The organism is Vibrio sp. G-C-1, assembly GCF_021728015.1.
GTDB lineage: Bacteria > Pseudomonadota > Gammaproteobacteria > Enterobacterales > Vibrionaceae > Vibrio > Vibrio splendidus.
On the sequence record NZ_JAKKCR010000002.1, the window covers coordinates 139,298 to 160,273 of the forward strand.

14 protein-coding genes are annotated in these 20,976 nt (G+C 45.7%); 8 read left to right on the forward strand and 6 right to left on the reverse strand.

All coding sequences use genetic code 11. The features are described 5' to 3' along the window. Positions 1-59: 59 nt before the first annotated feature. The 5 genes from L3V36_RS03765 to L3V36_RS03785 all read right to left on the reverse strand — a co-directional run bounded on the left by L3V36_RS03765 (position 60) and on the right by L3V36_RS03785 (position 7,773). Positions 60-950, reverse strand: coding sequence for a helix-turn-helix transcriptional regulator (locus L3V36_RS03765; protein ID WP_004732533.1), 891 nt, complete (start codon positions 948-950; stop codon positions 60-62). 287 nt (positions 951-1,237) lie between these two features. Next, positions 1,238-2,728 (reverse strand): sodium/proline symporter PutP, encoded by a 1,491-nt coding sequence (gene putP / locus L3V36_RS03770; RefSeq protein ID WP_102445741.1) that lies wholly within the window; start codon positions 2,726-2,728, stop codon positions 1,238-1,240. Between the two features lie 185 nt (positions 2,729-2,913). Beyond that, positions 2,914-3,618, reverse strand: coding sequence for a 1-pyrroline-5-carboxylate dehydrogenase (locus L3V36_RS03775; RefSeq protein ID WP_004732537.1), 705 nt, complete (start codon positions 3,616-3,618; stop codon positions 2,914-2,916). A gap of 11 nt (positions 3,619-3,629) precedes the next feature. Further along, positions 3,630-6,767 (reverse strand): bifunctional proline dehydrogenase/L-glutamate gamma-semialdehyde dehydrogenase PutA, encoded by a 3,138-nt coding sequence (putA, locus tag L3V36_RS03780; RefSeq protein ID WP_208774543.1) that lies wholly within the window; start codon positions 6,765-6,767, stop codon positions 3,630-3,632. A gap of 181 nt (positions 6,768-6,948) precedes the next feature. Continuing rightward, on the reverse strand, positions 6,949-7,773 hold the full coding sequence (locus L3V36_RS03785; RefSeq protein WP_017075637.1) for an AraC family transcriptional regulator: 825 nt from the start codon (positions 7,771-7,773) through the stop codon (positions 6,949-6,951). Positions 7,774-8,255: 482 nt separating this feature from the next. Here L3V36_RS03785 and L3V36_RS03790 point away from each other — a divergent pair, with 482 nt between their 5' ends. The 3 genes from L3V36_RS03790 (at position 8,256) to L3V36_RS03800 (ending at position 12,573) form a co-directional block, all read left to right on the forward strand. Continuing rightward, positions 8,256-9,359 carry a PEGA domain-containing protein gene (locus tag L3V36_RS03790; RefSeq protein WP_029221913.1) on the forward strand — a complete coding sequence of 368 codons (1,104 nt, stop codon included), beginning with the start codon at positions 8,256-8,258 and terminating at the stop codon, positions 9,357-9,359. Between the two features lie 222 nt (positions 9,360-9,581). Further along, positions 9,582-11,411 carry a formylglycine-generating enzyme family protein gene (locus tag L3V36_RS03795; RefSeq protein WP_208774540.1) on the forward strand — a complete coding sequence of 610 codons (1,830 nt, stop codon included), beginning with the start codon at positions 9,582-9,584 and terminating at the stop codon, positions 11,409-11,411. A gap of 376 nt (positions 11,412-11,787) precedes the next feature. Continuing rightward, entirely contained in the window at positions 11,788-12,573 is a 786-nt protein-coding gene (locus L3V36_RS03800) for a helix-turn-helix transcriptional regulator (protein ID WP_017078417.1), read from the forward strand. 133 nt (positions 12,574-12,706) lie between these two features. Here the strand turns inward: L3V36_RS03800 and pdxH are convergent, their stop codons facing one another. Then, the gene (pdxH, locus tag L3V36_RS03805) at positions 12,707-13,342 is read right to left on the reverse strand and encodes a pyridoxamine 5'-phosphate oxidase (protein WP_065680947.1); all 636 of its coding nucleotides are present in this window, start codon (positions 13,340-13,342) and stop codon (positions 12,707-12,709) included. A gap of 166 nt (positions 13,343-13,508) precedes the next feature. Between pdxH and L3V36_RS03810 the strand changes: the two genes are divergently transcribed. From L3V36_RS03810 to L3V36_RS03830, 5 genes are all read left to right on the forward strand, one after another. Beyond that, positions 13,509-15,431 carry an ATP-binding protein gene (locus L3V36_RS03810; protein WP_029406058.1) on the forward strand — a complete coding sequence of 641 codons (1,923 nt, stop codon included), beginning with the start codon at positions 13,509-13,511 and terminating at the stop codon, positions 15,429-15,431. A 98-nt stretch (positions 15,432-15,529) separates the two neighbouring features. Further along, positions 15,530-16,825 (forward strand): response regulator, encoded by a 1,296-nt coding sequence (locus L3V36_RS03815; protein WP_208774605.1) that lies wholly within the window; start codon positions 15,530-15,532, stop codon positions 16,823-16,825. A 112-nt stretch (positions 16,826-16,937) separates the two neighbouring features. After that, positions 16,938-18,329, forward strand: a complete 1,392-nt coding sequence (locus tag L3V36_RS03820; protein ID WP_017081323.1) for an HlyD family type I secretion periplasmic adaptor subunit — start codon at positions 16,938-16,940, stop codon at positions 18,327-18,329. A 59-nt stretch (positions 18,330-18,388) separates the two neighbouring features. Beyond that, complete coding sequence (locus tag L3V36_RS03825) at positions 18,389-19,057, forward strand: transglutaminase-like cysteine peptidase (protein ID WP_017078414.1); 669 nt, start codon at positions 18,389-18,391, stop codon at positions 19,055-19,057. A 5-nt stretch (positions 19,058-19,062) separates the two neighbouring features. Next, entirely contained in the window at positions 19,063-20,973 is a 1,911-nt protein-coding gene (locus L3V36_RS03830) for a LapD/MoxY N-terminal periplasmic domain-containing protein (protein WP_065680949.1), read from the forward strand. Positions 20,974-20,976: the final 3 nt, after the last annotated feature.

The following is a 20,976-nucleotide window of genomic DNA, read 5'->3' on the forward strand; positions in this document are numbered from 1 at the left end:
GGATTTAGGCAGAAAAATGGTAGATATCGAACCTTAGATGATTCGTGTCGACCCATTCACTATTCAGAGAGGGAAGGCTTGGAATACTTCTTTTGAAACTCGCTAGGCGTCATTTGAGTATGATTTTTAAAGTACTTAACGAAATTACTGGCGTCTTCAAAACCAAAATCTGACGCCATTTTTTGAGACGTAATATTGGTTACCACCAGCTGACGCTTCATTTCTAAAACGGTAAAAGAATCGATGATTTGCTTGGCAGTTAACCCCGTTGCGACTTTGCACACTTGGTTCAACGTCTTGTAGGTGGTGTTAATTTGATTGGCGTACCAGTTTGCATCTCGCACGCGCAGGTAGTTGTTTTGAAGAAGCTCAAAATAGCGGGCAAACTTAATGTTCTGCTGCAAGCTCAAGGCATCCTGCTTCACTTCAGGTCGAAGACGATGAAGAATCAGCGCCAATGCCGAGAACAGATACATCGCGATCAAGGGATCAGATTCGGGTTGATTCAGTTCCATCGTAATTTGCTGTAACAGGCTCTGCGTTCGATCTTGGTGGGATTCGTCTAGTGACAACAGTGCCGAATGCGCCTTGTTCAAATGAGTAGGCGTGTAGTTCGGCAACTTCATGTTAGCGTGAACGCTGTCTAAGAACGCTTGAGTAAACAAAACCGCAGTGCCTTGTGGCTTATTACTAAAATCAAAGGCGTGCACCTGCTCTCTTTGAATGAACAACACGCTCCCTTGGCTAAAAGGGTAGTCCTCAAAGTCGACCATGTGTGTGCCTGAGCCTTGCTCGATAAACAGAATCAGGAAGAAGCTGACACGATGTGGCAGTTGAGGGTCGTGATTAATATTGCTTTCTGAATAGAGCCGAGATAAGGGCACCAACTCCAGCTCAGCCTGCGCCGTTTTTTCATGGTTAAAGCCAATATTCGGGATTACTTGAGGCACTACTACCTTCCTATTCATTTACTCAACAGCTCTTAGCAAGAGTAATGTATCCCAGTGGGAACTGAAATGTTCCGAGCCTAGAAGTATGACTTAGCCAGCGTCACCAACAAGGTAAACATGCTCAATACACTCAACTTGCCAGACGCAACAAAAGGTCAAAGCATTTAGGTATAGTCAACAAAATAGAGCCACCAAAGTGACTCTATTGCTTTTATTTTTCAATTTCTTTTTACAATTGCTTTTTAGCTAATGTTTTTTGCTAATTCACACCTGTTTTACAATGTAAATTAGTCTAGCTCAACTAGGTTCTTCTCGAACTCAGCGTGTTGCTTCTTAACTTCGTCTTCAGGCTCGCCAGTAATTAGGCTCACGATAACGATAGAAAGAGTCGATAGGATGATTCCCGGTACGATTTCGTACACATCGAACCAACCGCCCGTGAACTGCTTCCAAAGAACAATCGTAACACCACCAACCACGATACCCGCTAGAGCGCCGTTACGGTTCATACGAGGCCAGTAAAGGCTCAATACGATAGCTGGACCAAACGCAGCACCGAAACCAGCCCATGCGTAAGATACAAGGCCAAGAACTGAACTGTCCGGCGTCATCGCTAGCACAAGAGCAATCAGAGAAATTAGGATAACCGCGAAACGGCCAACACGAACAATCTCTTCTGACGTTGCGTCTTTCTTCAGAATTTGCTTGTACAAGTCTTCTGCCATTGCAGATGAAGAAACAAGAAGCTGTGAATCAGCAGTACTCATAATTGCCGCTAGGATTGCAGCAAGTAGGATACCGGCGATGACTGGGTGGAACATCGCGTTAACAAGAAGCATGAAGATCTTCTCGCCATCGTCTAGTTTAGGCGCGCCAGAGTTAGTCACGTAGATTAGACCAACAAGACCGACAAGCATTGCACCAACCATAGACAATGCAGTCCAGATAACCGCAATGCGGCGTGCTGTCACAAGATCTTTGTTTGAACGAGTTGCTTTAAAACGAGCCAAGATGTGTGGTTGACCGAAGTAACCCAAGCCCCATGCCGCTAGCGAGATGATCGCAATAGCAGACAGTGGCTCACCTTTCGCATCATTCCATAGCGTTAGAAGCTCTGGGTTGATGTTGTGCAGGTCGCTAGATAGCTGACCAAGGCCACCGTTCATTGCCGCGATTGGTACAATCAATAGCGCAGCCGACATTAGCAGGCCTTGAACTAAGTCAGTCCAAGATACCGCTAGGAAGCCACCAAACAGGGTGTACGAAACCACACATACCGTGCCGATGATTACCGCTGTTGTGTAATCTAAGCCGAATACCGTTTCAAACAATTTACCACCTGCTACCAAGCCTGAACTTGTATAGAAAAGGAAGAATAAAAGGATAAAGAAAGCAGAAATTGTTTGGATCAGCTTAGAATTATCGTTGAAGCGACGAGATAGGAACTCAGGCAGCGTCAGTGATTCAGTCGTAATGCTGTAAGTACGTAGACGTTTTGCACTGATTAACCAGTTTGCCCAAGTACCAACAAGTAGGCCACCAGCAAGCCAAAATGCTTCAAAGCCAGCAGCGTAAGCGTAACCAGGCAGGCCAAGCAGCAACCAACCACTCATGTCTGATGCACCAGCAGAAAGTGCAGCAGGCCATGGGCCTAACGAACGACCACCTAGGAAGTAGTCAGTTGAGTTAGCTGTACGTTTGTAAGCAATAACACCGATCGCTAGCATCATAATTAGATACGCAATGAACGTCGTCGTTATTGCAAAACTGTTTTCTATCATTTGATAGTCCTCATTTTGTAGAAAGCCTTCCATGCCTAATTCAATGCAAGGTACTCACCGTAAAGGCAAGCAAGTGCATTGAGTTAGGTATTGAGGCTCCAAAGCACTCAGGGTTAAATCCAAAAATGGGAAAACCCAACAATGGAGAAACCAAAAGTCTTTAGAGCCAATTTTACTGAAGGTTAGTGAGCTTCGCTTCCAAGTTCGAGCAAGGTCGCGTTACCGCCCACGGCTGTTATATTTATAGTTCGCGTACGCTCGGTAATGAAGCGCAGCGATAGGTGTGGATCATTGGCAACATTCATTGTCGCCAGATCCGTTTCAGCTACTAAACCGACGATTGCACCGTCACGCTTAGCAAGCTGTAAATTGATAGCTTGTGCCGTTTGTGAATTACCTACGTAACCCGCGCTTCGCACATCGCAAGACAACAGCTGTTGAGCAGCGTCGTACGAGGCAACCTGCACCAGGTTGGTTGGTAGATTCGCTTGTTTCGCGGCATCTGCAATTAAGGTGTTGAACTGCACGTCATCACTGCACAATTGAACGCTGTTACCTGCCAATAGTGCTGCAGTAATCATCGCTGTTGCAGTTTGCAGTGCGGGCACTTTCTCTTCGCAATCATCAACAATCACCAAAGCCACACCGCGGCCTGCGGCATACAACTCATTGGTTTCGCCCGTAGGACCCGCCATTAGATGATGCTCAGAAAGCAGCGCAGACGCTTGCTCTAAATGATAAGTTGCCACTGCAGCCAAAGGCACAGATTGACTTTCGATCTCTGATTTCAGCGCAAGTACCTGAGCACTCTTGTAATCAAAGTCGGTAAGATTCCATTGTTCCCACGCTAGCAAAGCATCAGAAAAACCTGTCACTTGATGAACCATGATACTGCTCCTTATGCCTTGTCTTGTGATTGAGAGAAATGAACATCTGTAAAACGGTATAGGTAGTGAGGACCACCCGCTTTAGGGCCAGTACCTGACAAACCTTGGCCGCCGAATGGCTGAACCCCAACAACGGCGCCCACTTGGTCACGGTTGATGTAGCAGTTACCCACACGAACGTGTTTTTCGATCCAACGGTAAGTTGTCTCGTTACGGCTGTGGATACCCATGGTTAGGCCAAAGCCCGTTTGGTTAATTTGATCGACCACTTGCGCCAACTCACTCGCTTTGAAGCGAACAATGTGCAGCACAGGGCCAAACTGTTCCTCTTTCAAGCAGCTGATGTCATCGATTTCAAACGCACTTGGTGGAACAAAATCACCATGTTCACAATCACTACCTAGAGAAAGTTGAGCCACCTTCTTCTGGGTATTGGTCATGTTTTCTAAGTGCGCCAACAACTTCTGTTTCGCATTTTGGTCGATAACAGGGCCAACATCCGTTTTATGAAGATGTGGGATACCCACACTCAATTCGTCCATTGCACCGTGAATCAATGCAACCACGCGGTCTGCGATGTCTTCTTGAATGTAAAGCACACGCAGCGCAGAACAACGTTGACCTGCTGAAGCGAATGCAGAACGAATAACATCACGAACTACCTGTTCAGGCAGTGCGGTACTGTCGACGATCATCGCGTTCTGACCACCGGTTTCCGCAATAAACGGAACAGGCTTAGCGTTACGACTTGCCAATGAAACGTTGATGCGTTGTGCTGTTGGTGTTGAACCCGTAAAAGCAACGCCAGCAATTGCATCATGGCTGGTTAGTGCACTGCCGATCTCAGCGCCACGACCCGGTAGTAACTGAATGGTGCCAGCAGGGAAACCCGCTTCATTCATCAGTTCAACCGCGCGAGCTGCAATCAAGCTTGTTTGCTCGGCAGGCTTCGCCACAACCGTGTTACCCGCCACTAGTGCTGCAGTAATTTGGCCAAGGAAGATCGCTAGAGGGAAGTTCCAAGGGCTGATACAAACGAACACACCACGACCTTGTCGTGAAGCGATTCGTGTTTGGCCATCAAAACCTTTTAGTTCGAAACCTTGTAGGTTATCCGCTTGTTTTGCGTAGTAACGACAGAAGTCGACCGCTTCACGCACTTCATCAACGCTGTCGTGAATCGTCTTACCTGCTTCTTGATGACAAATTGCCACCAGCTCAGCAAGGTTGTCTTCCATCAGGTCAGCCAGCTTATCAAGCGCTGCCGCTTTGGTTTCAACTGAAGTTGCGTTCCAATCAGCAAATGCTGCATCTGCGCCAGTGATCGCTGCGGAAACATGATCAAGGTTAGCGAAAGCCACCTGACCGACATTAATACGACGATCGTAAGGTGCAGTCACTTGCTCAACATTCTGTTCAGCCTTGATCATGCTTTCGGCAAGAGATTCACCGTTGATCACAGGGCCAGCAGTCCATTGATTATTAAGGAAAGCTTTAACCTGCTCTTCAAACTGATGCGCTTCACTCTCGATGTCAATGTTCACACCGTAAGAGTTCTTACGCTCAGGGAATACCGCTGGAGGCAGAGGAATCTTAGTGTTGTGCAATGTATCGAATGCAAGAAGCATATCGACAGGGTGTTGTGTCAGCTCTGCCACAGGGCAACGAGCATCAACTAAACGGTGTACAAACGAGCTGTTTGCGCCGTTTTCTAGCAAGCGACGTACTAGGTATGGCAGTAAGTCTTTATGGCTACCAACAGGTGCGTAGATACGTACCGACTGCTGGTAAGCTTCCATCGCGTGGTTGTACAGAGAATCACCCATGCCGTGTAAGCGTTGGAATTCAAAGTCTTTATGGTCGGTCATTACGGCAATAGCAGAAACCGTATGAGCATTGTGGCTGGCAAACTGCGGGAAGATATTGCCGCGAACACTTGGGCTCAATAGGTAACGCGCACAAGCAAGGTAAGCTACGTCTGTCGCTTCTTTACGAGTGTAAACTGGGTAATCAGTGAAACCAGCCTGCTGTGACCATTTGATTTCGCTGTCCCAGTACGCGCCCTTCACTAGGCGAAGCGGGATTAAATCACCCTGCTCTTTCGCTAGGCGGTTTAGCCATACTAGAACCGGTAGTGCACGCTTTGAGTAAGCTTGAATAACCAGACCAAATTTACCCCAACCTTTTACAAGGTCAGTGCGGTACAGTTTTTCGAATAATTTAAGAGAAAGCTCTAGGCGATCCGCTTCTTCCGCATCAATCGTAATTGCAACATCGAGCTCTACTGCACGGCGCAATAGCTGCTCTAGCGTGTCGCAAAGTTCCGTCAATACGCGGTCTTCGTTCGCCACTTCATAACGTGGGTGAAGCGCAGAAAGCTTGATAGATACCGATGGCGCAGGGCTCGATTTTGAAGAGACATATGTGTCTCGACCTACGGCTTCAATCGCCATTAGGTAATCTTTGAAGTATTTGTTTGCGTCTGCAGTAGTCAGTGCCGCTTCACCTAGCATGTCGTATGAGTAGGTAAAGCCTTTATCACGCATAGACTTACCGTTCTTTTGCGCTTCAGCAATGCTACGGCCAAGAACGAATTGGTGACCCATCACCTTCATCGCTTGGTGCATCGCTTTACGAATCACCGGCTCAGAAAGCTTGTTTACTAAGCGGTTAACGGCTTGACCCGCACTCTGCTCGTTAGATGAAAGTCCAACAACCTTGCCTGTTAGCATTAGGCCCCAAGTGGATGCGTTAACAAACACTGAGTCAGAATTCTTTAGGTGAGATTTCCAATCCGCAACGCTGAGTTTGTCACGAATCAGTGCATCAGCGGTTGCTGAGTCAGGAATACGCATCAAGGCTTCCGCCAGACACATCAGCAAGATGCCCTCTTGAGTATCTAGACTGTATTCAAGCAACAGTGCATCGATCATCTGGATAGAAGTCTTATCCGCGCGGATAGCTTCGATCAATGATGTCGTTTTGTCTGTGATTTGCTGCTTTTCAGACTCAGAAGGGGTAGCTAGCGGCAGAAGTTGCTCTAGCCATTGGGTTTCATCCACCATATATAATGGTGAGATAAGCGTCCAAAGATCAGCAAGCGACTGCTCGTTGAATTCTGGCTTTAACACATCAGTAGCTGTAAACATGCGTTTTCCTTAATCTCACACCCGAAAAGAGTTCGGGATCTCTACAATGGCTGCAGTGTATTTAGAGTATATAAGGATTACTTGTCAAAAACTCCGAGTTTTTTGCTAAAAACTCGCTTTATTAACAAAACAAACACAAGGTCACATATGAAACTTTAATATAATATGCCGTTTTGTTTTTTTATTTAACAGAAATTTGCTTTTTGTATTGAGATGGTGACATGCCTTGAAGGCGAGAAAAGGTGTGAGTAAAGGAGGATTGACCGGAAAAACCAGCCAGTTCTGCAACCTGTCCAAGGCTAAGATTACCTTGTTCAATAAGGCGTCGAGAGCGGTCGATACGCTTTCCTAAAACATATTGGTGAGGGGTAATGCCCATTTGATCTTTGAATAGCATGTGGAATTGGCTTTCGCCCAAGAACACACTGCCTGCAAGCTGCGCGACTGAGATCTTATTAGCCAAGTGTTGTTCGATGTAGCGATCCAACGACTCAAGATCGAAACGCGAATCTTTAATCGAGGTTTCAAATGCCGAGATGTGTCTTTGCATCAACGCAATCACCGTGTCATTACAAGCTCGACTCAACAACAGATCATCAGGACTGGCCTGCATCTCTTGCACCAACATATGGATAAGCTTTTGAATTTGCGCATCTAATTGGAAGTAGACGTTCGAGGATTCTAACTGGTTAATCTTCTCTAGCATCAGAGGGTCATCATCGGTTGGCATAGGCATGTTGAGTACGAGAATATCCGACTGACCAACCACTCCACCGAAAGCATGATCAGAGCGAGCCGTGACTACACAGCCTTGCCCTGGACCGACAAGATTACCTTTACCGCTCACTTCAAATTCCGCCTGACCTTTTAGACCAATGACTACCTGCGAATAATGGTGATCGTGACAATCCATATGCGAAGGCAAAGTAATGATCTCCGCAGGGCGAGGGCCAGTAAGGCTTAGCGGGGACAAGTCAAAGTTCGGAAAGGGTAACGGTTTAGGCATAACATCAAAATACTCAGGTCGACATAGTAAGAATAATACTCTGAAATCTGCATAAGATGAATTTGTAAATGATCATGAGAGTCATTTCCTCGCCTTAAACAAAAGATCATCATCGAGATCGTCTTGATCATGCCTCCGGAAAGATGATCAAGAGTGCACAAACTACGGGCATTGTAAAACCAATCGTTCCGGTGAGTTTAGGGGCTTCACAAGCAATCACACCGACAAGCAAACCATGCCACCAATAAATACTTTGTCGCTCCAACATAATGAATAAATTTTCTTATATAGCTCAAATAATTGGCGATAAACCTGCAAAAAGTGTATCCGAAGTACCGAAACTTGGCTTTTGAGTAGATTGGATAGCAATAAAACGGTATAAAGACGGGTACTGTGTTAATTGCTAATAACTAGTGACTCACAACTAGGAAGTAGACACTTTATTAACGAGCCAATTTTCAATCTACAAGTTGCAGGGACCTATGACTAACTTTCGAATTTCAGCGCTTTTACTCGCGCTATCCCCACTTTGGGTATCTGCATCGGTATCCGCTGAAGAACTGAATCAAGTCGATCCCGTTTCAGCTATCGATGCAAAGCTAACAGAGAAAAACTCAGATATTGAGCGTATTTCAGCAACCAAAGTATCGGCGACTGAAAACCTAAAACAACTTCAAAATAAGAACAGCAAGTTGTTACGCGAAGGTGAAGAACTTAAGGCAAAACGTAACAGAGCCAAGTCTGTACTCGACAAACAGTACAGTCGCTTGCTTGAAGATCCAGAAACGGATTTGGTCTCTTTCCAGAAAAGTTACCAAGACGCTTGGGCTGCGGTTAAAGAGAATCAATCGTCTCAGCTAGATAACGAACAAGCGATGAACGAGAGCGAAATTCACCTTTCTCAAATCAAGCAAAAGCAAGCTCGCCTGAATAATGAGCTGGCTAACTTGAGAGAGTCGAAAGTTGAAGCTCGCGTTAAACGTATTGCATCAGAACTTCGCGAAAGTGCCGTTCTTGAAACCAGCTACACCACCACATGTTCATCAACGATGACATTGGGTGAATGTACTGCTCAAGGTAAACACCTGACCAATCAAAAAGCGGTGAAAACGTTCAAGAGCCAATTACTTGAGCAGCTCACGGAAAGTTCATTAGCAAAACAGAACTTGCAAGGTGTTCAACTGAACATCCATGTTCAAGACAGCCAAGCGATCAAGAGTGGCTTTTCTGGTAACAACTCTTACTTCATGAAGATGCAGGCTCAGCTTCAAGCAAAACCTGAAGCGGTTGCAGCATGTAACTTATTGAACGTTTCAACGCGCTACTGTTTAACGGGCAGTGACGCAGCAGTCGTTAAGAAGAGTGACAAACAATGGGCTAACGTGACGGTACGTTCTGATCAGTACAATGACTCAGTGACCATCAACGGCATTAAGTATGGCAGCACCCCTCTTGAGGTTGCGCTACCAAGTGGTCGTCACCAAGTAACCATTTCAAAACAAGGTTACGAGTCTTACAACCGCACAGTTACCATCAACGGTAGCGACACTATTTGGGTTAAGCTTCTTCCTAGCAAGGAAAGCTAAGTCCAGTATGAATAGCTCAGCGCTCTAATTCAGATAGCCGTGCCTATTTCACAAAGCTGAATGAATACTCGCCATTTTGTTGGTAGTTATAATCTGTATGATCGTTATAAACTGTACGGTCGTTATAACCTTGTTTGATCGTTATAAACAGTAGCTGCAGACGAAATGGCGTTTTCGTTTAGAATATTCGATTAACCTAAATTACGATTGAAGTAGCCCATCATGCGCCAAGGTCTTCCTACTCTACTATTTGCACTTGCTCCCTGCCTAATGACTCCTGCTGTTTTCGCTGAGGCGACACCACCAGCGATCGCGTCTTCTGTCAGCGACATTGAAAGCTCACTTTTCGAAAAGCATGCCGACTTAACGGCTGTTGAGAAGAAACTAGCTGACAAACAAAATGAAGTCGACAATCAAGCGCAGCAAACGGCACGTCTAGCCAAGTTATCGGCTCAAGCAGAGCTAACACTCGCAAAGGCAAAGGCCAGCCTAGAGCAAGATTACACGCGCATGATTGATGAGCCCGATTTCGATATCTCGCCTGCTCAAAACCGCTTCCAAGACGCTTGGAAAACCGTAAAAGAGGGCAAGCTTGCGATTTCAGACTCAGAACAGAAGCAGCAAGGCTTAGTGATAGAGCTTGAGGCTATCCAAGCCGAGAAAGCCGCGGCAGAAGCTTCAATCGCAAACCTGAACCAAGACAAGCTAAGAGCAAGAGCAGAGCGACTCAGAAACGAGATCACTCAGACGGAAGAGCAAACTGTTAGCTTTACCAACCGTTGCAGCAGCGATATGACACTAGCGCAGTGTTCAAACCAAACGGTGACATTGGCACTTCAAAAAGCGGTAAAACAATTCCAGCACAGCCTGGTGGACAACGCGACTGAATCGAAAACAGTGAAAGAGCACCTTGCGTCTGCTTCGCTGAACATTCACGTTCTGCAACACAAAGTGAAATCCTCTGGCTTCTCTGAAGATAACCGTTACCGAGCAGTGATTGCGGCAAACCTAGAAACTCGTCCAGATAAGAACACACCTTGTCGTCTACTTGGTATTCAGTCATCAAACTGTTTCACTCAAAGCGATCAACAAGCCAACGACCAGCAAAAAGAAGTCGCTTGGGTTAACTTGGTGGTTCGTTCAAATCAATACAACGACAAGGTTTCTATCAACGGCGTGAACTATGGCAGCACACCCGTTGAAGTGATGTTACCAACAGGCCAGCACATGGTCACGATTGAGAAAGAGGGTTACCTTTCTTTCTACCAAGAGCTGAAGATAGCCCGCGATCACAACCTACGAGCCGTATTACAGGCCAAGCAGAACTCATTGAATGTCGGTACCAAGTTTGCAGACCCGATGGGAAACAACATTCAGAGCCCTGAAATGATTGTTGTCGGCTCAGGTCGCTACCTACTCGGTGAAAACAACGCACAACAAGTGACGATCAAACAGCCGTTTGCATTAGCCGCAACTCCAACCCGTGTTCAAGACTTTAGAACATTTGTTGACAGCACTGGCTACCAGACAGACGCTGAGCTGATGAACACCTGCGATACGTTCGTGAATGCAGAGATCACAACCGTTTCGGACAATGACTGGCAAAGCCCTGGCTTTAAACAAGCAGATAACTCACCCGTTGTATGTGTCAGCCAAAATGATGCAAAAGCGTACACTCGTTGGTTATCTCAAAATACCGGCTTCACTTACCGTTTACCTACACCACAAGAGTGGGAAGCTGCAGCAAGAGCAGGTCAAGACACCAACTTCTGGTGGGGTAACGAGTTCCGCTCAGGTAAGGCCAACACTGGCTGGGCGGGTACGCCTTGGTCAAACGTTAGCACATCTCCAGTTAAATCATTCCTGCCAACACCAACAGGCTTCTACGACATGGTGGGTAACGTATGGGAATGGACAACCATTCAGAAAGGTTTAGCGAAAGGTGGCGCGTGGAGCTTCTCTCCAGAAGAGGCAAAAGTGTTTAACGAACTGTACGTACCGCCTTCAACGGCAGCGAACTATCTAGGATTCCGAGTCGTACGAGAGCTGTAGGCTTTCAATCACTGACTCTGGATCTCAAATATTTACTTTAGGTTCTCAATTATCACATTGAGCAGCATTTATAGGGGAATTCCCCCCTTATGCATAAGCATTCCTAGGAGTAGATTCGTCGATAGAGTAGTAAGTCACTCTGGGTATCAAATTGATGCCTCAGTTTAATTTACCTGACCCTCGTAAATTAAGCTGAAAATCTTCTACATGTCGACAAGGCATATCTTGTCTTTAGCCAGCCCCTCTTCAGGCTGGCTTTTTTTTGCCTGTTTATCACCCTTTCTGCCCACCTATTCTCCGTGATTGAAGCAGTTAGTCAACAATCTGTTTAACTGTCATTCACCCCCCTATTTTTCGAGCAGAGTACAAACTCTAATTGCCATTGCAGCGCTATAAGAAACTGATATTATTGCTATACCTCTGCTTACGAGATAAAACCTTGCCAGATCCATTCAACTCCATACATCGTTCTTTATTTGAACAACTTCCAGGTTGCTGGGGCTGCAAAGATACTGATTCGGTCTTCGTGTACGCAAACCTTGCCTACAACAAACTGATTGGCTTAAAACCCGATGAGACTTGTACTGGTTTGACCGACTTCGACATGCCCAGTCAAACCATTGAGTGCGCGCAAGATTTCAGAGCTCAAGACAAACATGTGATGGATACACGCAGTACCCTTAAAATCCTCGATATTCACCCCTATCCAGACGGACGCTGGCACGCCCATATCTTTACCAAAACCCCTTGGCTTGATGATAACGACAATGTCCAAGGCACTATCTTCTATGGGCAAGAGCTCACTGATACTGCGATCTTAGAAGTCGGCCACTGGGTTTGTCAGGCAACAGGAGCGAAAGGTAATCAAGCATCACTTGCGGGATCAGAGCCGCGCGTGTCTAAGCTGCAAAAGCGGCTGACTTCGCGAGAATCAGAGGTGTTGTTCTTACTGCTTTTCGGCAAGAAGCCTCAATACATTGCGTCTACGTTAGACATTTCAATCAAAACGGTCGAAGGTCATGTCGCGAGATTGAAACAGAAGTTCGATGCGCGCAGCAAAAGCCAATTAATTGAGTATGCACTGGACTCGGGCTTAGGCTCCGTGATCCCAGAAACTCTGCTCAATAAACAGATCTCCGTTGTGCTGCACAGTGATAAATGAGTTGAATGACCAACTCGTCGATGAATCTGGGAATGCACAGATAAAAAAATACCGCTGCTTGATGTTTCTAATCACTAAGTCAGCGGTATTTTTGTATGTTCTATTCGGTGTAGACCACTTAAGATCCGTAAGCCTAAGGCGCTAGGCGATCAATATCCCAGCTGTTGTCTTGGCGTGAGAACAAGAAACGGTCATGCAAGCGGTGTTCACCACCCTGCCAAAACTCAATGCTATCCACGCGAACTCGGAAGCCACCCCAGAAAGAAGGCACCGGAATCTCTCCTTTAGCAAACTTCTGTTTAAGCTCTAGATACTTGCCTTCTAAAATGCCACGAGCTGAGATACGGCTACTCTGCTTACTTGCAATCGCTGCCAATTGGCTCTCTTTTGGACGTGACGAGAAATACTTCATGTTTTCCATTGCTGTCAGCTTTTCAGCGGTGCCAGTAATGTGAACTTGTCGTTCTAGAGGATGCCAAGGGAAATGCAGGCTTATCTTACTGCTGTGCTCAAGTTGGTGCGCTTTACGGCTACCTAAGTTGGTGTAAAAAACGAAACCGTCTTTATCAACATTCTTTAGCAAAACAATTCGTTGGAATGGCTGACCATTTTCATCAACCGTGGCAACTGTCATGGCAGTAGGGTCAGTCATCTTAGCTTCGATGGCTTGCTCTAACCATAGATTGAATTGCTCAATAGGGTCTGCGGCCAAGTCTTTACGTCTCAATCCACCCTTAGCGTATTCACGACGAATATCTGTCAGTTCCATTTGGTTGCTCCTTTCAATTTTTTGTGATTTTGCGCTGTAATCCTTTGAAACACAAGTCTAAGCCATGGTTTTGTCTCACAGAAGGTGTTCGGTGTTAACAAGATCTCGGTACTCAATCAATCATATTGATAATCTTTATACAAACCGATTACACGCTGAGATCCAAGTGACCAAGATACTGCCTAACCTAATGACGCCCTTTGTTTTATTCTCATTGTTACTGGGAGCTTCAGGGCTGACTGCAACCCACTTTATGGCAGTACAATTCCAAGAAAAAATCGTTACTCAGCAACTCAATGAAGCGGCTAATAAAGCCAATCTACAAATCGATTCTGAACTGGATAAGTTCAAACAGATCCCGGATTTACTCAGCCATGACCCGCGTCTGCTCTCTTATTTTGACTCATCACCACAAACAGACAAAATTTCCGCCACTCAACTCAATCAATTACTGTTTGAATGGTCAAACCAAAGCCAAGCTGACACCATCTATATTCATGACCCGAGCGGCACTGTAGTCGCTTCCAGTAATTACCAAAAGCCTCGTACTTTTGTGGGTGAGAACTTCTCGTTTCGTCCCTACTTTGCTTCAGCCATTCAAGGCAACAATACACAATATGTCGCGCTAGGCGCTCGCTCGAATGTACGCGGTTATTTTTTATCTTCACCACTGTATGTTGAGAATGACATTGTTGGTGTTATCACCGTAAAGGTGAGTTTAGAGAACCTCGAAAACATCCTAACCAGCGACGACTATGAAATCGTGGTACTCGACTCTAACCAAGTAGTCTTTCTATCGAGCCAAGCTCCATGGCTTTACCATTCATTGTTGCCATTAACCCAGCAACAACAAACGGATATCGCACTTCAACGCCAATACGGTCAAAGCGAAATTTCGATCATCGAAGCCTTCCGTTCTTCAAGCTCTCAGTCAGAAGCTAGCAACGTCAATCAATCTAAGAACCTTCAATCCAATGAAATCCGAAAAGAGCTCACCGCTAACCAGCTATTCAAGCTTAGTGCTTTTAATCTTTACCCTGCAACGGTCAGCAACAACCAGTACCAAGTCGTCGCCCTAAAAGAGACCAGAGCGGAGCTTATTAAAGTTTTGCAGATCGATGTCATCTTCGTGGTGATTTACAGCTTGGTGGTGCTCATCGCTTGGTCGTGGCGCCAGACTTATCTCGCGAAAGTGGCGTTGACCCGACTCAACCAAAACCTTGAGCAAACCGTTGATAAACGCACTCACTACTTGAAGCAATCCAATCAACAGCTGCAACAAACCCTTTTTCAATACCAAGAGTCGCAGTCGAAGTTGAAACAGACAGAACAAGAGCTGACACAAACCGCAAAATTAGCGGTACTCGGTGAGCTGTCAGCCAGCATTAACCACGAAATCAACCAACCACTTGCAGCGCTGCGAACATACAGTGAGAACAGCTTAAAGCTGCTTGAAATGGAACGGACTGACTTGGTCAAAAGCAATCTCGATAAAATGATTGCTTTGAATACCTCAATTACCGACATCATCGCGCGTCTTAAAGTCTTCACTCGTAAGGTCACCAAGCAAGAACATCACGTCGCAAACCTGCATCAATCGATCAACAACGCGACCAGTATTCTTAGTGCGCTAATGATCAAACAAGGCATCACGCTAAGGTTAAGCACAGTGCCAGACGACATTAACATTGCGATTCACCCAACCGAGCTCGAACAAGTGCTGGTTAACCTGATTCACAACGCGACTCAAGCGCTTCAACAACAAGTTCTTGAACAGAAAGTCTTGCAGGAGCAACAAAACCTGGAAAACGTAGACCAACAGGCTAGCCCTCAGATAGGCATCGAATGGCAACTGCATCATGACTCTTGTCAGGTGATCATTTGGGATAACGGAATTGGCATGCAGGACGACAAATTAGAAAAGTTGTTCGACCCGTTCTTTACCACTAAACCGGAAGGCTTAGGGCTAGGGCTCTCAATATCGAAACGGATTATTGAGGCGTATCACGGCACGATCAGCGCGAACCGATTAGAGCCTTCAGGCATGGTATTCTCGCTAAACATCCCGTTATATAACGATAAGGGCTGACGTGCGGTTGTTATTGTTGATTAGAAAACGAATGTTACATACTGCTCATCTGACATACAGCAAATCACATACTGTTAAGGACTCGACTTTTGCACTCTATGCCTAAACTCTATTTTGTCGACGATGAACCCGCAATCCGAGACTCCGTAGAACAAGCCATGCTCATTGAAGGCATCGATATCGTCTGCTTTCCTAATGCTATTGAGGTATTAAAGAAAATAGATACCGCGCAAGCTGGAATTGTCATCACCGATATTCACATGCCAGTGATGGATGGCATTCAATTGACACAAAAGTTGCTGAGCCAAAATCCTCATTTTCAGATCATCGTCCTTACTGGGCATGGTGACGTGCAAACCGCGGTGTCGGCAATGAAAGCCGGCGCTTACGATTTTCTGGAAAAGCCATTTGTGGTCGATGGCCTACTCACCGCGGTAAAAAAAGCCGCAGATAAACTCGCACTGGTTGAAGAGAACAACTTATTGCGTAAAGAGTTGGCGATGCAGAATCAGGTGGGACCAAAACTGATTGGTCAATCGCCATCCATGCAGGCATTACGCCGAGAACTGATCACTTTAGATACCCAAACTCACCCTCTTCTACTGTTTGTCGGCGATCTGGGGACAGGTAAAAGGGTCACGGCGCAGTACACGCACGATCTACACAGCCATCAATCCGCAGAGCTTTGCCCTGTCGCTGCGTTCAATTTACCACGCAATGACCAAGTTACGTTTGATCAGTTTGTCGTGCAATTATTCAGAAAATATCAGGGTGGAACACTTTATATCCATGAAACAGAAGCATTAACTTCACAACAGTGGCGCTGGTTAGCGGCTCTAAAACCCACTCTACTTCGTGAAAACTCATGCAAGACCAATGCAACTTGTATCATTATCGCAACCACAATAGTTCCAACTACAATTGTAGGTGAGTTCCGCCGATTTGATTTGTTAACCTTGGCGCAACGAACCGAAGATATTGGCTCCTTGTTTAAGCATTTTGCTCGTGGTGCGGCAAGTCGATATCAGCTGCCGCCACCCGTCATTACAGAAAAAGAGATTCAACGACTCATTGCGACTCATTGGACGGAAAACATTCGTCAGCTTCGCCAACATGCCGAACTCAGAGTGCTGACTCAAATTAAGCAGCCGTCGCTCGACGGTGATACTGGTGAGCAAAGTGACGCGGATGAACGTGACGTGAGCATTGAGGAGCAGCAACAGTCGTTAAACCAACGTACTGATAGCTTTGAACAAATTATCTTAATTGAGGCACTGCATCGCCATCAAGGACGTTTAAAAGAAGTGCAACAAGAGCTGCAAGTGTCGCGAAAGACACTGTATGACAAGCTGAGAAAGCACCAATTGGATAAAACAGATTTCAAGAACCGATAAGTCTTAAAAAATATATAAATTCAAAGATTTAAAGGAGCAAAATCTTAACATTTATCAAAAGTAAGAATACACTCAATAGGCTTGCACTTTTATTTAGCAAACAAGGACTGTCATGAGCCAGAAGAATTACAGCAAATTGAACGAAACCGAACTTGAGTATGTCGATGATAAAACAGCGGCACTACTACTCAATACGCCCACCAGTGCGCGTATTATGTTATGGGTGATCGTTCTGTTTTTTATTGCTGCTATTGGGTGGTCCGCTTGGGCTGAGATCGATAAAGTCACCGTTGGCCAAGGCAAAGTCATTCCCTCTTCCCAAATCCAAGTAGTGCAAAACCTTGAAGGCGGCCTCGTAAAAGAGATATTAGTAAGGGAAGGTCAACGCGTTCAAAAAGGTCAACAGCTGCTGTTGATCGATGACACTCGATTCCGTTCTGACTTCCGAGAGCGCGAACAACAAGTGGCAAACTTAACTGCCAGCGTGTTGATGCTTTCAGCTTCCTTTAACAGCGTGGTCATCAACGAAGAGTTCTCCGTCGAAAACTGGAAACAAAGTGTGGTACTCGACTACGGCAAACTCGCCTTCCCACCAAAGCTATACGAACTTCAACCTAAACTGGTTAATCGCCAAAAAGCCGAATATCGTCAAGACCTGAACAACCTAAGAAACCAACTTTCCGTTTTTGATCAACAAGTTGAACAAAAGCAACAAGACCTTGTTGAAATAAAATCGCGCGTCAATAACTTAAGACAAAGTTACAAATTTGCCCGCCAAGAATTAGACATAACAAAACCGCTTGCCGATGAAGGCGTTGTGCCAAGAATTGAACTCCTCAAGCTTCAAAGACAAGTGAATGACACTCGTCGAGAAATGACCTCGAGCGAACTCAAAATCCCTCTCCTTCGTTCCGCAATCAAAGAATCTATGTTAAGCCGTATTGATGCAGCATTGAGCTTCCGCTCGGAACAACAAGAAAAACTGAACCAAGCACAAGACAAGCTCTCTGCAATGACCGAATCTTCGGTTGGCCTTGAAGACAGAGTAAACCGTACCATCGTGGTCTCTCCCGTAACGGGCACAGTCAAAACACTCGGTATTAATACCGTGGGCGGTGTTATTCAGCCGGGTATGGACATTGTTGAGATTGTACCGACTGAAGACTCGCTATTGGTTGAAGCTAAAATCGCTCCGCAAGATATCGCATTCCTACGCCCAGAACTGACCGCCATTGTTAAATTTAGTGCCTATGACTTCACAAAATATGGCGGTTTAGAAGGTGTGCTAGAACACATCAGCGCCGATACCACTCAAGATGAAGAAGGCAATAGCTTCTACATCGTGCGTGTACGTACCGATAAATACAGCTTTGGACACAACGAAGAGTTGCCGATCATTCCTGGTATGACAGCCTCTGTCGATATCATCACGGGCAAGAGAACCGTACTTGAATACATGTTGAAGCCACTATTAAGCGCTCAAAACAACGCATTAAAAGAGTAAGGACGTTTGATGCTTGATAGCGCCTTTCAATACACAGTGAACAGACAAGAGCAGAGGCTATGAAATCTCGGATTTCGTTATTGTTGCTGGTCCTCACCTCTTTTACCTCAGTGGCGCTCAACAAGAGCGACCAAAGGTGGATAGACGCGGTTACTGCAACCTACGGGGAAAGAGCCGGAAAACGAGTGGCAACATGGCGCTCCAATATGACGTCGTACGAAGGGCTAAGTGAAACGGAAAAGCTTGATTCGGTAAACCGGTTCTTCAACCAAATGTACTTTGTCGATGACAACATACTGTGGGGAAAGAATGACTACTGGGCGACACCACTGGAGTTTTTAGGCAGTAACGCGGGTGATTGCGAAGACTTCACTATCGCAAAATACTTCTCTTTACTTGAACTCGGCGTCCCAGATAAAAAATTACGATTGGTGTACGTAAAAGCACTTGAGTTAAACCAATTCCATATGGTGTTGGCGTACTACTCAACACCCAGTGCAGAACCACTAATTTTGGATAACTTAAACCCTGAAATAAAACGCGGTTCTAAACGCGGAGACCTGCGACCGATATACAGCTTCAATGGTAAAAACCTTTGGTTAATTAAGTCGGCAGCAGGCAGCGGTAAGCTGGCAGGGAAATCTTCAAGATTGAGCTTATGGAACGACCTACGTTCTCGTGAGCGCTCTCTCAATTTAAACAAACCCATTATCAATTACGATGAGTAGGTACAATGACTTTATATAAACAGCTTGTGGTCGGGATGGTTGCGGTATTCATACTGCTGATGACGTCAGTTTTTATGATCGAATTCAATACCACCCGTGGATACTTAGAGGAGCAGCAACGCTCTGAGGTAAGTAATACCATTAATACTGTTGGACTGGCTCTCGCCCCTTACCTAGAAGAAAAGGACAAGGTGGCAGTGGAGTCTGTTATCAACGCCCTATTTGATGGCAGTTCTTATTCCGTCGTGCGATTGATTTTCCTAGACACCGGAGATGACATTCTCCGTTCATACCCTGTAAAGCCAACCGGCGTACCAGAGTGGTTTACCAACCTAAATCTATTTGAGCCTGTTCATGACCGCCGCGTGATTACCAGTGGCTGGATGCAACTGGCAGAAGTAGAGATCGTAAGTCACCCTGGTCCTGCCTACGATCAACTTTGGCAAGCGTTCATCCGCTTACTGGGCATCTTTGGCACGATCTTCTTGCTCGGTTTAGTGTCTATCTCTTGGATCCTTAAACGCGCATTACGCCCACTCTCGTTGATCATTACCAAGATGGATCAGATCGCGAAGAATCAGTTTGGTGAACCACTGGCCCGTCCGAAAACAAAAGACCTGACCTTAGTTGTCGACGGTATCAACCACATGTCGACCCAAGTTGAACTGGCCTTTAAAAACCAAGCGAAAGAAGCTCAAAAGCTGCGTGAAAGAGCGTATATCGATCCTGTATCTCAGCTAGGCAACCGCGCTTACTACATGTCTCAGTTAACTCAATGGTTAGAAGAGTCGAGTTTAGGTGGTTTAGCCGTACTAAAAGCCGAATTTATTAGTGAAGAGTACGACGAAAAAGGCTATCAAGAAGGTGATGCCTTGGTTCATCAACTGGCTGAACAGCTGCAAGCTTCAATCTCATCACCAGATATCACCATCGCCCGTATTTCTAGTGACGAATTCGGTTTCATCATGCCAAACATTGATGAAAGCGAACTTAAACTTGTTGCTGGCAGCATCGTAAACTGCATTCAAAACCTAGGTTCAGACCCAACAGGTACGGCGAATCCACACATCGCGCTAGGTGTTACATACAGCAACACGCGAAAAACCAGTACCGAAATCATGTCGTTGGTCGATAACGCGCTCTCAAGTGCGAAGGCGAACCGTGAACTGACTTACGGCTACGTAACGGCAGACGATCATGGTGCTGTGATGGGCAAACAACAATGGCGTATGTTGGTTGAAGAAGCGATCATCAACGACCTTGTCACCTTCCGTCTGCAAGCTGCAAACAATAGCTTTGGCAAAACGTATCACCAAGAAGTGTTCTCTGCGATTGAAAAAGAGGGAGTTCGTTACGGTGCAAACCAATATCTATACGCACTAGAACAGTTAGAAATGAGCCACATTCTCGACCAATACGTTATCGAGAAGATGATTGAGAAACTGAATGCGAAAGAAGTCACGAGGCCCGTTGCTATCAATATTTCGCCAAGCAGTATTTCTCAGCCAAGCTTCATCCGCTGGATTGGTAAAACTCTTGAACACAATGCCTCAATTGCTCATCTGTTACATTTTGAGATTCCAGAAAATTGTTTCATCAATGTTCCGCACTACACGGCGCTGCTGTGTAACACCATTCGTAACGCTGACTCCGTATTCGGGGTTGATAACTACGGACGTAATTTCCAATCATTGGATTACATCAACGAGTACCGCCCAAGCTATGTGAAGTTGGATTACTTGTTTACGCACAACCTTGATGATGAAAAACAGAAATTCACCTTAACGTCGATCTCTAGAACCGCTCACAACCTAGGCATAACTACCATTGCGTCTCGAATAGAAACTCAGACTCAGCTAGATATCCTGTCTGATAACTACGTAGAAGTGTTCCAAGGCTTCATTGTTGATAAATAGTTG